This is a genomic window from Luteimonas sp. A482 (assembly GCF_054072655.1).
The window spans coordinates 178,851-192,200 of sequence record NZ_JBSVRO010000005.1 but is presented as its reverse complement, the minus strand read 5'-3'; the positions used below and the strand labels follow the sequence as shown (position 1 = coordinate 192,200).

Genomic DNA, 13,350 nt, shown 5'->3' with positions numbered 1-13,350 from the left:
GTCCCTGACTGCGCCCCAACGAAAAAGCCCCGCACTGCGGGGCTTTCACGTATCTGGTGCCGGAAATAGGAATCGAACCTACGACCTACGCATTACGAATGCGCCGCTCTACCAACTGAGCTATTCCGGCGAGGGTCGCAAATTCTAGGCCTTGGGCGGCGCCCGGTCAAAGGGGAAGACACGTTGCGGCGGCAGGCGCAGGCCGCACTGCAATCGCACGGGGACGGCGGAACGCGGCACGCCGCGGCGTGCCGTGCGGCCTTACAGCGTGCCCGCTACCGGAACTTCGTTCAGCCGGTTGCGCAACTCGTCGGTGACGCGCAGCGCCAGTGCCACGATCGTCAGGGTGGGGAAGGCCCATCCGCCGGTCGGGAACACCGAGCTGCCCGCGACGTACAGGTTGTCGACGCCATGCACCCGGCACTGCGTGTCGACCACGCCATCTTCCGGCGAATCCGCCATGCGGGTGGTGCCGATGTGGTGCGCGGTGCCGTGCACGTGCGGGACGGCGCTGGCGTCGCGCAGCCAGTCGGCCGGTTCGAATTCGCACTCGAAGCGGGTTGCCACGTCGGCGCTGATGAGGTTCGCGGCGCCACGGATGCTGGCCTGGTCGGCGGCGGACAGCCGCCAGTCCATGCGCACCTTGCGCAGGCCCAGCGCATCGCGGTCGTCGGACAGCAGGATGCGGCTGTCGCGGTTTGGCGCCTGCTCGAAATAACCGACCATTTCCACGCGATCGGTGTCCACGACGCTGCGTCGGGCAAGTTTGCGACGCCCCGCCTGGAAGATGTCGCCGGCATTCAGGGCCGTGCGCAGCGCGAGGCGGCCACGGTCGACCGGCCCGTCGTACGCCGGGATGCGTTCGGGAATCTCCTGCGCCAGCGCGTCGAGCACCTCGTTCTCCACGCTCTGGCTCTCGTCGGCCGGGCCGCGCTTGCCGCGCAACGATGCGCGCAGGGCGCGCAGCGAGGCCAGTCCCTTGGACGCAGGCTGTTCGACCGCGAATGGCCGCGCGCGTGCATTGAGCAGCCGGTGGCTCTGCTGTGCCGACGCCGACAGGCTGAGCTGGTGGTAGGCCGGGCAGGGCGCATCGTCGAGCGCGCGGCTGTAGAGGTTCGCCAGCTGGTCCATGGCGCCAGCCCGGAACGTGCCGAGCCCGCAGCGCGGATGGTCCATGAAGTAGCGGCCGACCAGGTCGCGATCGTTGCCCAGTCCTGCGGGCGCGACGTCGTCGGACAGCAGCAGCAGCCGTGCGTTCTCGATGCCGCCGGTGGCCAGCACGAAATAGCGGGCGTTGACATGGCCACGGCGGCCGTCGGTGGTGCCGATCAGCGCCCGCCGCACCGCCGACGCGTTGTCGAGAGCCTCGAGGCGAAGCACGTTGGCATGCAGCACCAGCTGCAGGTTGGGTGACGTGCGCAGCAGCTCCATGTGCGCCTGGCCGAAGTCGAGCGGGCTGATCCGGCTGGTGCGGTTGTCGAGGTTGGGCGAGGGCGCGTCGCCGTTGCCGGAGGAGAGGTAGGTGCCGTCGCCGAAATCACCCGGATCGACGCGGCAGACCTTGTTGGCCCGCGCGTAGTACGACGCCAGCGCGTCCCACTCGATCGGCCAGCCGCTTTCGGGTACCCATTCGCGCCTTGCCATCTCGATCGAGCTCATCGGGATGCAGCCGCCACCCCACAGGCGGGTCGAACCGCCGAAGGTGCGCAAGCGGCTGAAAGCGGGATCGAGCGCATGCGGCCCGATCGATTCCCCGGCGTTCAACGCCTGGCTGGCGCGCTCGCTGCGCAGGCCGCCGCCTTCGAGCAGGCAGACCTTCCACGGCGTGTTGGCGAGCTCTGCGGCGATGGTGATGCCGGCCGGTCCGCCGCCGATGATGCAGACGTCCGCGTCGAAGGCATCCGGGCAGGCGGGCGAGCTGAAATCATCGATCATCGGTCGTCAGGGCTCTGCGGGACGGGTCGGGTCTGTCTCAGGTGCGCAGACTGGACTCCGGTACGCTGTCGTCCGGATCTACAACGCAAACGCAGATATGGCCAAGGCGCGGACAGCCTACGTGTGCAGTGAGTGTGGCGCGGACTTCAGCAAGTGGCAGGGGCAATGTGGTGCCTGCGGCGCCTGGGACACGCTGTCGGAGTTCGTGGTGGAGCCTGCGGGCACCGCGAAGTCGCCGGCTTCGCGCCGCAGCGGCTGGGCCGGCAAGGTCGATCCGCCGAAGGTCACAGCGCTCAAGGACGTGCAGCAGGGCGAAGAGGTGCGCGTGTCGACCGGCATCGGCGAGTTCGATCGCGTGCTCGGCGGCGGCCTGGTGGCGGGCGCGGTGGTGCTGGTCGGTGGCGACCCGGGCATCGGCAAGTCGACCCTGCTGCTGCAGGCGGTGGCGTCGATGGCATCGTCGCTGCCCGGGCTGTACGTGACCGGCGAGGAATCGCTGGCGCAGGTCGCCGGCCGCGCCTCGCGTCTCGGGCTGCCGGTCGAAGGCCTGAATGCGCTTGCCGAAACCGGGATCGAACGCATCCTCGAGCAGGCCGCCAAACTGCGCCCGCGCATCATCGTGGCCGATTCGGTGCAGACGCTGTGGACCGAGTCGCTCACCGCCGCGCCGGGTTCGGTGAGCCAGGTGCGCGAGAGCGCGGCGCGGCTGGTGCGCTACGCCAAGGAGACCGGCACCGCGGTGTTCCTGGTCGGACACGTCACCAAGGAAGGCGGCATCGCCGGCCCGCGCGTGCTCGAGCACATGGTCGATGCGGTGCTGTACTTCGAGGGCGATTCGGGCAGCCGTTTCCGCGTGCTGCGTGCGTTCAAGAACCGCTTTGGCGCAGTCAACGAGCTGGGCGTGTTCGCGATGGGCGACAAGGGGCTGAAGGAGGTGCCCAATCCTTCGGCGATCTTCCTGTCCGGCGGCAGCGCGCGGCAGCCCGGCAGCTGCGTGATGGTCACGCGCGAAGGCACGCGGCCGCTGCTGGTCGAAGTGCAGGCACTGGTGGACGGCTCGTCGCTGTCGAACCCGCGCCGGGTCGCGGTGGGCCTGGAGGGCAACCGCATGGCGATGCTGCTGGCGGTGCTGCACCGGCACGGCGGCGTGGTCACCAGCGACCAGGATGTGTTCGTCAACGTGGTCGGTGGCATCCGGGTGCAGGAGACCGCGGCCGACCTGCCTGTGCTGCTGGCGGTGCTGTCCTCGCTGCGCGACGCGCCGCTGCCGGAGAAGACGATCGCGTTCGGCGAGGTCGGGCTGTCGGGCGAGATCCGGCCGGTGCCCAACGGCGAGGAGCGGCTCAAGGAGGCGGCGACGCACGGTTTCAAGCGCGCGATCGTGGCCAAGGCGAATGCGCCGAAGGCGGGCAGCTACAAGGGCATGGAGGTGATCGCGGTCGAGCGCTTGGCCGACGCGCTGGAGCAGGTGTGAGCCTTGCGCCTGGCGATGGCGGACGCTGGCCTGCGGCGCGCGTCGTGTCGGTGCTGCTGCATCCGTTCGCGGTGTTCGTCGCGCTGGCACTGGTTGCGGCGTGGCGGCTGGATCCGTCAGGCCTGCTGCGAACCGCGGCCGGCATCGGGGTTGCGGTCGCGATCGTATGGGCGTTCGTGCTGCATCGCCGGCGTTCGGGGCGATGGCAGACCGTCGACGCGTCGCGTCCGCACGAGCGGCCGGCGCTGTACCTGCTTGCCCTGCTGGTCGCGGGCGGCTACTGGTGGTGGCAGGGCGGGCGTGGATCGGCAAGTTCCACCGGTGTGCTGGCGGTGGTCGTGATGCTGTGCGTGGCGGCGATGGCCAACCGCTGGATCAAGCTGTCGCTGCACATGGCCAGCCTGGCGTTTGCCGGCGTGACGCTGCTGGCCCTGTGGCCCGCAGCCGGCGCGGCGACGCTGGCATTGCTGCCGTTGCTGGGCTGGTCGCGGCTGCGCATGGCGCGGCATAGCCTGCCGGAAGTGCTGGGTGGCGCGGCGCTTGGCCTGGCCTGCGGCACCGCGCCGCTGCTGCTGTATTGAGGCGCGATGATTCGCGTGCGCTGATCCTGCGTTGCAGCTGCCGAGGGATGTGCCAGCCCGGACAGTCGGGGCCGGGCGCGGCTGGACACGCCTGAGGGCCGACCCGAAGCGGCCCGGCATGGCTGGGCCCGATCCGGAAGCGGGCTTGCGCAGGAGGGCCGACGGAATTGACCTGGGTCAGTGCGGCCGGCGCGGGCGGCGCAATAGAGTTCGTCCATGCCAAATTTCAGCTTCCCTTCGCCGGCGATGGACGCCCGGATGATCACGCGACGCGCGGAATCCGGGAAGGCGACCGGATCGCTGCAGGCGCCGCTGCCGTGAGGCCATTGGCGTGGGCCGCCGCGCTGGCCCTGTGCGCGGCCGGAGCGCTGCGGGCGCAGGCGCCGGAGTCGGCCGCGACGCCGACCAGGGACCTGGACACCCTGCAGGTCACCGCCACGATCCTGCCCACCGCAGCGATCGACGCCAGCCAGAACATCACCGTGCTCGGCCCGGAACAACTCGAGGCGTGGCGCGGCCGCAGCCTGGCCGACGTGCTGGCCGCACAGGCCGGGCTTGTGGTGGATCGCAGCGCGCGCGGCGGCGGCTACGGCGCGCTGTACCTGCGCGGTGCCGATCCCAGCCACGTCGTGGTGCTGGTCGACGGCGTACGCCAGAACGACCCGCTGTCATCGCGCGGCAGCGCGGTCGACCTCAACACCCTGTCGCTGGAGCGGATCGAGCGCATCGAGATCGTGCGCGGCAGCGCCAGCGTCGCCCATGCCGAGGCGATCGCCGGGCTGGTCCATCTGCACACCCGGCGCGCCGCGAAAGGCGCCAGCGCCGGCGTCGCGATCGGCGGCGACGGCCTGCGCGCGCTCCATGCCGGCCTGTCCGGCACGGACTGGAGCCTGGCCGCGAGCGACCGCGAGGATGGCGACGGCGGCCGCGGCTTGCAGGGCGTGCGCGCCTTCGATGCGGCCTGGGAACGCGAACTGCAGCCGGCACTGACGCTGCGTGCGGCGTTCGGCTACAGCGACAGCGAAGGCCGCGGCTTCCCCGATGACAGCGGCGGTCCGCGCTACGCGGTGGTACGTGAGCTGGACGAACGCGAGGCGCGCGCCCGCCAGTTCTCGCTGCAGGCCCGGTATCGACCATCGACGGGCACGATCGAGGCGCAGTGGGCCAGGTTCTCGCGTGAGGGCGACGAGGATTCGCCGGGCGTGGCCGGCGGCTTGCGCGACCCGGCCGGTCTGCCCGCGCTGGCCGCGCATACCGACTACCGTCGCGACGAACTGCAGGCCACCTGGCGCCGGCCGCTCGGCGCCGCCAGCGAGTTCGGTGCCGGCGTGCTGCACCAGCGCGAACGCGGCATCTACGACGGCCGGATCGACTACGGGTTCTTCCAGTCGCCGGTCGCGTTCTCGATGCAGCGCACCACCGATGCCGCATACGCCGAACTGCGCTGGCGCCACGGCGCCTGGACCGCCCAGGGCGGCCTGCGCCACGAGCGCCGCCGCGATGCCGGCGCCAAGGCCGACCACGCCACCCAGCCAATGCTGTCGCTGCAGCGGCACCTCGGCACGTCCGGCGCACACTGGGGCGCTTCGTTCTCGCGCAGCTCCAGGCCGCCGAGCTTCTACGCGCTGGGCCATCCGCTGGTCGGCAACCCCGAACTGCGGACCGAGCGCGCCGGGCACCGCGAGCTGTACTACGCCACCGCCAGTGATGCGGCCTGGCCGAGCCGGATCACCGTGTTCAGCGCGCGCTATCGCGACCTGGTGGATTTCGACGGCGGGCCGCCGCCGCAGCTGGTCAACCGCGCGCGGATCGAAGCCGACGGGCTGGAATGGCGCAGCGCACACCGCTTCGGCAACGACTGGCAGCTGGGGCTGGACGGCGCATGGATGCGGGTGCGCGATCCGGTCGGCGGCGTGGCCCTGCGCCACCGGCCGCGACTGCAGGCCGGCGCGGACCTGACGGTGCCGCTGGACGGGCAGTACGAACTGTCGCTGCGGCTGCACCACCTCGGGCGCCGCTTCGACTCGTCCATTCCCACCGGCGATCGCTGGCTGGCGTCAGCGACCACGTTCGACCTGGCGCTGCGCCGGCAGTGGGGCCCGGCAGCGCTGCTGCTTGCGCTCGACGACGTGGGCGATGCGCGCGGCGAGGAGGTGATCGGACTGGAGGCGCAGGGCCGCCGGCTGCGGCTGTCACTACAGTGGGACCTGCAATGAAGCTTCGCCACGACAACACGCGGGCGCTCGCATGCGCCGGCATCGTCCTCACGCTGCTGCTGGGCCTGGCCTGGCTCGGCCTGCTGGCGGCCGCACCGGGCCGGGCGCAGGACGCGCCGCCGCCGCCTATTTCGCTGGACGAAGCCATCGGCCTGGTGAATACGTACTGCGGCGCCTGCCATCTGGTGCCGCCGCCGGACATCCTGCCCAAGCGCGACTGGCCGTACGCGGTGCAGACCATGGCCGAGCTCTCGGAGAAGATGCGGGGCCAGGAGTTCATTCCCGCCGACGTGCTGCCGCACATCAAGGCGTTCTATTACGGAAGCAGCCCGGCCGAGCTGCCGCGCTTGCCTTACCTGGCGCCTGCGCCTTCGCCGCTGCGGTTCCGCGCCTCGACCATCGGTGCGACCGCCGAAACTCCGCTGGTCACGCATGTCACCGCAGGACTGAGCGGCGCGCCGACCGACCTGCTGGTGTCCGACGCCGGCCGCCGCGAGGTGCTGCGGCTGTGGCACGAAGATGGCCAATGGCGCGAGCGCGCGCTGGCGGAGCTGGTCGCGCCCGCGCATGCCCAGGTCGTCGATCTCGACGGCGACGGCCTGCTGGACATCGTGGTGGCCGAACTGGGCGAGATGGCGCCGTCGGGCGAGAACGTTGGCAAGGTGGTCGTCCTGCTTGGCGACCCGTCCGGCACGTTCGTCCGCCGTACCCTCGTCGAAGGCCTGGGGCGGGTCACCGACGTGCGCGCCGCGGACCTCGACGGCGACGGCGACATGGACCTCGCAGTGGCCGTGTTCGGCATGAACGACATTGGCGGGATCTTCTGGATGGAGAACCGCGAGGGCGCACTGTATCGACACAATCTGACGTCGCTCGCCGGCGCGCTCGGCATCGACGCGGTGGACCTGGATGGCGACGGCCTGCTGGACCTGGTCAGCCTGGTCTCCCAGGAGCACGAAATGGTGCTCGCCTTCCACAACCTTGGCGGCGGCCGCTTCGAGCAGATGGACCTGGCGCGCGCGCCGCATCCGATGTTCGGCTCGACCTCCCTGCGCCCGGTGGACCTGGACCAGGACGGCGACATCGACCTGCTGTTCACCAACGGCGACGCCTTCGACCTGCAGACAGATCCCAAGCCCTACCACGGCGTGCAGTGGATGGAGAATCTGGGAAACATGCAGTTCGCCTTCCGCGACATCGGCCGCTTCTATGGCGCCGTCACCACGGCGGTCGGCGATCTCGACGGCGACGGCGACCTCGACATCGTGGCCAGCAGTTGGGTCAACTACTGGCGCGACCCGCGCCGCCACACCCTGGTCTGGTACCAGAACGATGGCCGCGGGAACTTCACCCCGCACGCCATCGCCAGCGAGCCGGCCGGGCTGACCTCGCTGTGGCTGGCCGACATGAACGGCGACGGCCGGCTCGACATCGTCGCCGGTGCGTTCCGCATGGACCTGCTGCAGGAGATGCTGGACATGCCGGTCAATGAAGACACCCGCCCCGAGCCCCCGCCCGGGTCTGCGAAGGAGCATCCCCGGCTGCTGCTGTTCGAGAACCTGCCTGCCGACGGGAGTGGCGAAGGGAGCTGAGGTCGCTGCTGCTACGGCCGCGCGTGGCGCGACACCGGCTGCAGGTCGGGCAGGGCGCCGTCGCCGTCGGCCACCGCGGCGATGACCTGGTCAGCCGCCTCCACCTCGATGCCCTCGGCCGCATACCAGTCCGGGTTGTAGTAGCTGTGGGCGTAGCGTTCGCCGCCGTCGCAGAGGATGGTGACGATCGATCCTGTTTCGCCGCGCGCGCGCAGCGCCTGCGCCACGCGCAGCACGCCGACGAAGTTGGTGCCGGTGGACCCGCCGACGCGACGGCCAAGCCGGCGGTTGACGTAGCGCATCGCCGCCAGGCTGAGTCCATCGGGCACCTTGACCATCGCGTCGACGCAGCCGGCGATGAAGCTCGGTTCTGGAGTTGGCCGGCCGATGCCCTCGATCCTCGACGACGGCACCGACACCGCCGGCGACGGCTGGCCCTGCGCCAGCGCGGCGTAATGGCCATGGAATGCCGAATGCTGCGGATCCGCACACAGCACCCGCGTCGGCAGGCCGCGGTAGCTCGCGTAGCGGCCAATCGTCGCGCTGGTGCCGCCGGTGCCGGCGCTGCACACCACCCAGGCCGGCACCGGGTGCGGCTCCTGGTCCATCTGCCTGAAGATCGACTCGGCGATGTTGTTGTTGGCGCGCCAGTCGGTGGCACGTTCGGCGTAGGTGAACTGGTCCATGAAGTGGCCGCCGCTTTCGCGCGCAAGCCGTACCGACTCGGCGGTGATGTCGCGCGCTTCGCGCACCAGGTGGCAGCGTCCGCCGTGGAACTCGATGGCCGCGATCTTCTCCGGCGAGGTGGACGCGGGGATCACCGCCACGAACGGCAGCCCCAGCAGGCTCGCGAAATACGCCTCCGACACCGCGGTCGAGCCGCTCGACGCCTCCACCACCATGCTGCCCGAATGCAGCCAGCCGTTGGCCAGCGCGTACAGGAACAGCGACCGGGCGAGCCGGTGCTTGAGGCTGCCGGTGGGATGGCTGGACTCGTCCTTGAAATAGACATCGATCCCCGGGAAGCCCGGCAGCGCCAGCGGGATCAGGTGGGTATCGGCCGAACGGTTGAAATCGGCCTCGATCCGGCGGATCGCGGCGCTCGTCCAGGCGTGGTGGCCGGAGCAGGCGAGATGGCTGGATTCGTCAAGGAAGGGCATGGCGCGCAACGGGGCGGGGGGACCTCATTCTCGCCGATCCCGCACGGCCCGGCTGGGCGCTGAACGACCGCCGCGACCCCTGCGGTCAAACGCGCTGCAGCAGCAGCTCCAGCACGAACTTGCTGCCGAAGAAGGCCAACACCAGCAGCCCCATCGCCACCAGGGTCAGGCGCACCGCCCTGCCGCCGCGCCAGCCGCGACGCCAGCGGCCAACCAGCAGCGCGCCGAACACCAGCCACGACAGCATGCTGAGCACCGACTTGTGGATCAGGTGCTGGGCGAAGAAGTCCTGCACGAACAGCACACCGGTCAGCAGGGTCGCCGTCAGCAGCACGAAGCCGGTCCAGATCGTGCGGAACAGCAGCGTTTCCAGCTCGGTCAGCGGCGGCAGCACGCGCAGCCAGGCGTGGAATTCGCGCCGCCGCAATGCGCGCTCCTGCGCCCACAGCATGATCGCCAGCAGGGCGGCGATGGCGAGCGCGGCGTAGGCGAGCAGGGCGAGCCAGGCGTGCAGCTCCAGGCGCCAGTCCAGATCACGCGCCACCGTGCCTGCGGCCAGCGCATAGCCGAGCAGCGACAGCGCCGCCACCGGAAACACCACCACCCCCAGCGCGCCCATGCGTCCTGCGGCGGCATAGAGCGTGGTCAGCGCCGCCATGCCCAGGCCCACCAGCGACAGCGCCGAGAAAAAGTGCAGGTCCAGGCCGGATTCCGCGCGCCAGGCCAGGACATGGACCAGGCCATGCAGCGCCACCGCACTCACCGCGGTCAGCAGCCAGAAGCCGGCGCCGGCCGCGCGGTCGACCTGCAGGCGGCGCGCCACCAGCCAGGCCCCCAGCAGGTAGAACACGGCGGCAATGAGAACGATTGGCATCGGGAAAGTGTCGCACGAACCGGGCTGCGGGGCAGCGGGCGGGCCGCAGCCAGCGGAGCCGCGGCGGCCGCCCGCTATACTCGGCGGCCCTGTTTTCCGCGACGTTTCCGCCATGTTCGAATCGCTCACCCAGCGCCTGTCCGGCACCATGGACCGCCTGCGCGGCCGCGGCCGGCTGACCGAGGAGAACATCCGCGAGGCCACGCGCGAGGTGCGCATCGCGCTGCTCGAGGCCGACGTCGCCCTGCCGGTGGTGCAGGCGCTGGTCGAACGGATCAAGGTCCGCGCGGTTGGCCAAGAGGTGCTCAAGTCGCTGACCCCGGGGCAGGCGCTGATCAAGGTGGTGCGCGACGAGCTCACCACGGTGATGGGCGCGCAGGCCAGCGAGCTCAACCTCAACGTGCCGGCGCCGGCGGTGATCCTGATGGCCGGCCTGCAGGGCGCCGGCAAGACCACCACGGTCGGCAAGCTGGCCAGGCTGCTCAAGGACAAGCGCAAGAAGAAGGTGATGGTGGTCAGCGCCGACGTCTACCGTCCGGCCGCGATCGAGCAGCTCAAGACCCTCGCCGAGCAGACCGGGGTGCTGTTCTTCCCGTCCGACGTCGGCCAGCAGCCGGTGGACATCGTGCGCGCCGCGATCGCCGACGCGAGGAAGTCCTTCGCCGACGTGCTGATCGTCGATACCGCCGGCCGGCTCGCCATCGACGAGGCGATGATGGCCGAGATCAAGGCGCTGCACGCCGCGGTCAATCCGGTCGAGACGCTGTTCGTGGTCGATTCGATGACCGGCCAGGACGCGGCCAACACCGCCAAGGCCTTCGGTGAAGCGCTGCCCCTGACCGGCGTGGTGCTGACCAAGACCGATGGCGACGCGCGCGGCGGCGCGGCGCTGAGCGTGCGCTACATCACCGGCAAGCCGATCAAGTTCATCGGCACCAGCGAGAAAACCGACGGCCTGGACGTGTTCCATCCCGATCGCGTCGCCAGCCGCATCCTCGACATGGGCGACGTGCTGTCGCTGGTCGAGCAGGTCGAGCAGCAGGTCGACAAGGACAAGGCCCAGAAGCTGGCCGAGAAGGTCGCCAAGGGCAAGAAGTTCGACCTCAACGACATGCGCGACCAGCTCGAGCAGATGCAGAACATGGGCGGCATCGGCAGCTTGATGGAAAAGCTGCCGGGCCTGGGCCAGGTGCCCGAGCACCTCAAGCAACAGGTGCAGCAGAGCAAGGAAGTGCCGCGCATGATCGCCATCATCAGCTCGATGACGAAGAAGGAGCGGCGCAACCCGGCCCTGCTCAACGGCTCGCGCCGCGCGCGCATCGCCGCCGGTTCGGGCACGCACCCGTCGGATGTCAACAAACTGATGAAGCAGTACCAGCAGATGGAAAAGATGATGGGCAAGATGGCCCGCGGCGGCATGAAGGGCATGATGCGCGGCCTGCAGGGCATGATGGGCGGCGCGGGGCGGATGCCGTTCCGCTGATGGCATCGGGGTGTCATCCGAACGCAGCATCCGGTTGTGACCCACACGCAGCATCCGGTTGTCATCCCGAGCGCAGCGAGGGATCTTGCCCCGGGTGCCAGCGGAAACAGGATCCCTCGCTGCGCTCGGGATGGCAGCTTCCGGGGTCGCGCCGGCGACACGATCTGGAATGAACGCATGACCCTCGCCTTCCTCGACGGCCGGCCCGCCACCGCCGACGACCTGCGCGCGCTGGCCCTGGCCAACTACGGCCACTTCAGCTCGATGCAGGTGCGCGGTCGCGCGGTGCAGGGGCTGGACCTGCACCTGCGCCGGCTGGAGTCCGCGACCCGCGAGCTCTTCGACGCGACGCTCGACGACGCGCACATCCGCGTTGCCATCCTCGCCGCGCTCGACGCGGCCGGCATGGAGGACGCCAGCGTGCGCGTCACCGTGTACGCGCGCGGCTTCGACTACACCGCACCCGACCGCGCCGTGCCGGTCGACGTGCTGGTCTCGCTCAACCCGCCGCGCCGGGCCGACCCCGCGCCGGCCCGGGTGAAGACCTACCCCTTCCAGCGGCCGCTGCCGCACCTCAAGCACGTGGGCACATTCCCGCTGTTCCAGCACCGGCGGCAGGCGCGGCGCGAAGGCGTGGACGACGCGCTGTTCACCGACGCCGAGGGCCGGATCAGCGAGGGCTCGGTCTGGAACATCGGCTTCTGGGATGGCGGCCAGGTGGTCTGGCCACAGGCGGACGCCCTGCGCGGTACCGCCGAGCGCCTGCTGCAGGCTGGGCTGGCCGAAACCGGCGTGGCGCAGCGGACCGTCCCGGTCGAGGCGCGGGCGCTGGACGGGATGCGCGCCGCGTTCGCGGCCAACGCCACCGGCATCTGGCCCATCTCCGGGATCGATGAGACCACGCTGCGGCCGGATCCTCGTCTCATGGAGGCGCTTGCGGCAGCGCTCCGCACCCAGCCCTGGCAGCCACTGGCCGGTTGACCGGAGCGGAACAGCGCTGGCGCGCGCGGGGTAGCGGCCTTGCAGGTGCGACGTTGGTCGCGGGCCCGGCGGGTTCCCAGTGCCGCCGGCTGCACTTGGCGGGGTTCCGCGGCTCGGGTCAATGACTTACAATTGCCGGCTTACCTCGCCATCCTGGCGACTGGGCAACACCGAGAACCACCATGGTCAAGATCCGCCTTACCCGCGGCGGCGCCAAGAAGCGCCCCTTCTACCACATCATCGTCACCGACTCGCGCAGCGCGCGCGACGGCCGCAACATCGAGCGCCTGGGTTACTACAACCCCGTCGCGCAGGGCGCCGAAGAGCGCATCGTGCTGGACACCGCGCGTGTCGACCACTGGGTTTCGAAGGGCGCACAGCTGACCGACAAGGTCCGCAACCTGTACCGCGAAACCGTCAAGGTCGCCCCGGCCGCGTGATGTCCGGGCCGCGCGCCGCGTGGCCACGCAAAGCATGACCGACCAGACGCGCCGCATCCTCATGGGCAGGATCCACGGCGCGTTTGGCGTGCGTGGCGAACTGAAGCTCGAATCCTTCAGCGATCCGCCCGAGGCGATCCTCCGGTACCTGCCGTTGACCCTGCGCACCGTGCAGGGCAGCGAGCGCGAACTGGAAGGCGCCCGCGGCCGCAGCACCGCCAAGGGCATCGTGATGCAGCTGCCCGGGGTCGACGATCGCGACGCTGCCGAAGCGTTGCGCGGCGCCGAGATCTTCGTCCCGCGCAGTGCACTGCCGCCGCCGGCGCCCGGCGAGTACTACTGGGTCGACCTGGAAGGCCTGCGCGTGCTGAACACCGACGGCGCCGACTTCGGCGTGGTCTCGCACCTGTTTTCGACCGGCGCCAACGACGTGCTGGTCGCGCGCGGCGAGCGCGAACGGATGATTCCCTTCGTGCTGCCCGATTACATCGTCTCGGTCGACTTCGACGCGCGCTGCGTCACGGTCGACTGGGACGTGGATTTCTGAAGGCGCTCCGGTCGAGGGTCGCCATCAGGATGTCATCCCGAGCGCAGCGAGGGATCTTGTCCCAGGT

Annotated in this window: 10 protein-coding genes, 1 tRNA gene and 1 pseudogene; 8 read left to right on the top strand and 4 right to left on the bottom strand. The window is 70.3% G+C overall.

Features of this window, described 5'->3' with window-relative positions; all coding sequences use genetic code 11:
* Positions 1-54: 54 nt before the first annotated feature.
* Together ACW5DW_RS14400 and ACW5DW_RS14395 are read right to left on the bottom strand one after the other, a co-directional pair.
* Positions 55-130: transfer RNA gene (locus ACW5DW_RS14400), tRNA-Thr, on the bottom strand.
* A 131-nt stretch (positions 131-261) separates the two neighbouring features.
* Entirely contained in the window at positions 262-1,935 is a 1,674-nt protein-coding gene (locus ACW5DW_RS14395; RefSeq protein WP_457019812.1) for an FAD-dependent oxidoreductase, read from the bottom strand.
* Between the two features lie 97 nt (positions 1,936-2,032).
* On the opposite strand from ACW5DW_RS14395, the gene radA reads away from it, so the two are divergent.
* From radA to ACW5DW_RS14375, 4 genes and pseudogenes are all read left to right on the top strand, one after another.
* The gene (gene radA / locus ACW5DW_RS14390; RefSeq protein ID WP_457019811.1) at positions 2,033-3,409 is read left to right on the top strand and encodes a DNA repair protein RadA; all 1,377 of its coding nucleotides are present in this window, start codon (positions 2,033-2,035) and stop codon (positions 3,407-3,409) included.
* Positions 3,406-3,990 (top strand): hypothetical protein, encoded by a 585-nt coding sequence (locus ACW5DW_RS14385; RefSeq protein WP_457019810.1) that lies wholly within the window; start codon positions 3,406-3,408, stop codon positions 3,988-3,990. Before radA ends, ACW5DW_RS14385 begins: the two co-directional genes overlap by 4 nt.
* Positions 3,991-4,307: 317 nt before the next feature.
* Positions 4,308-4,757: pseudogene (locus ACW5DW_RS14380) on the top strand (TonB-dependent receptor plug domain-containing protein); the annotation flags it as partial.
* Positions 4,758-6,202: 1,445 nt separating this feature from the next.
* On the top strand, positions 6,203-7,798 hold the full coding sequence (locus tag ACW5DW_RS14375) for an FG-GAP repeat domain-containing protein (protein WP_457019808.1): 1,596 nt from the start codon (positions 6,203-6,205) through the stop codon (positions 7,796-7,798).
* Positions 7,799-7,809: 11 nt separating this feature from the next.
* On the opposite strand, the gene ACW5DW_RS14370 is transcribed toward ACW5DW_RS14375, so the two are convergent.
* Both ACW5DW_RS14370 and ACW5DW_RS14365 read right to left on the bottom strand, forming a co-directional pair.
* Positions 7,810-8,958, bottom strand: a complete 1,149-nt coding sequence (locus ACW5DW_RS14370; RefSeq protein ID WP_457019806.1) for a PLP-dependent cysteine synthase family protein — start codon at positions 8,956-8,958, stop codon at positions 7,810-7,812.
* An 85-nt stretch (positions 8,959-9,043) separates the two neighbouring features.
* The gene (locus ACW5DW_RS14365) at positions 9,044-9,832 is read right to left on the bottom strand and encodes a cytochrome C assembly family protein (RefSeq protein ID WP_457019805.1); all 789 of its coding nucleotides are present in this window, start codon (positions 9,830-9,832) and stop codon (positions 9,044-9,046) included.
* A 112-nt stretch (positions 9,833-9,944) separates the two neighbouring features.
* On the opposite strand from ACW5DW_RS14365, the gene ffh reads away from it, so the two are divergent.
* From ffh to rimM, 4 genes are all read left to right on the top strand, one after another.
* The gene (gene ffh / locus ACW5DW_RS14360; RefSeq protein WP_457019804.1) at positions 9,945-11,315 is read left to right on the top strand and encodes a signal recognition particle protein; all 1,371 of its coding nucleotides are present in this window, start codon (positions 9,945-9,947) and stop codon (positions 11,313-11,315) included.
* A 177-nt stretch (positions 11,316-11,492) separates the two neighbouring features.
* Entirely contained in the window at positions 11,493-12,296 is an 804-nt protein-coding gene (locus tag ACW5DW_RS14355) for an aminotransferase class IV family protein (protein ID WP_457019802.1), read from the top strand.
* A 182-nt stretch (positions 12,297-12,478) separates the two neighbouring features.
* Positions 12,479-12,736 (top strand): 30S ribosomal protein S16, encoded by a 258-nt coding sequence (gene rpsP, locus ACW5DW_RS14350; protein WP_457019801.1) that lies wholly within the window; start codon positions 12,479-12,481, stop codon positions 12,734-12,736.
* A gap of 34 nt (positions 12,737-12,770) precedes the next feature.
* Positions 12,771-13,283: a ribosome maturation factor RimM gene (rimM, locus tag ACW5DW_RS14345; protein WP_457019799.1), complete on the top strand. Its 513-nt coding sequence runs from the start codon at positions 12,771-12,773 to the stop codon at positions 13,281-13,283.
* The last annotated feature ends 67 nt before the right edge of the window (positions 13,284-13,350 follow it).

Excerpts from the sequence above, each read along its gene's own strand:
- ACW5DW_RS14395 (WP_457019812.1), bottom strand. The coding sequence starts at position 1,935 with ATGATCGATGATTTCAGCTCGCCCGCCTGCCCGGATGCCTTCGACGCG.
- radA (WP_457019811.1), top strand. The coding sequence starts at position 2,033 with ATGGCCAAGGCGCGGACAGCCTACGTGTGCAGTGAGTGTGGCGCGGAC.
- ACW5DW_RS14375 (WP_457019808.1), top strand. The coding sequence starts at position 6,203 with ATGAAGCTTCGCCACGACAACACGCGGGCGCTCGCATGCGCCGGCATC.
- ACW5DW_RS14370 (WP_457019806.1), bottom strand. The coding sequence starts at position 8,958 with ATGCCCTTCCTTGACGAATCCAGCCATCTCGCCTGCTCCGGCCACCAC.
- ACW5DW_RS14365 (WP_457019805.1), bottom strand. The coding sequence starts at position 9,832 with ATGCCAATCGTTCTCATTGCCGCCGTGTTCTACCTGCTGGGGGCCTGG.
- ffh (WP_457019804.1), top strand. The coding sequence starts at position 9,945 with ATGTTCGAATCGCTCACCCAGCGCCTGTCCGGCACCATGGACCGCCTG.
- ACW5DW_RS14355 (WP_457019802.1), top strand. The coding sequence starts at position 11,493 with ATGACCCTCGCCTTCCTCGACGGCCGGCCCGCCACCGCCGACGACCTG.
- rpsP (WP_457019801.1), top strand. The coding sequence starts at position 12,479 with ATGGTCAAGATCCGCCTTACCCGCGGCGGCGCCAAGAAGCGCCCCTTC.
- rimM (WP_457019799.1), top strand. The coding sequence starts at position 12,771 with ATGACCGACCAGACGCGCCGCATCCTCATGGGCAGGATCCACGGCGCG.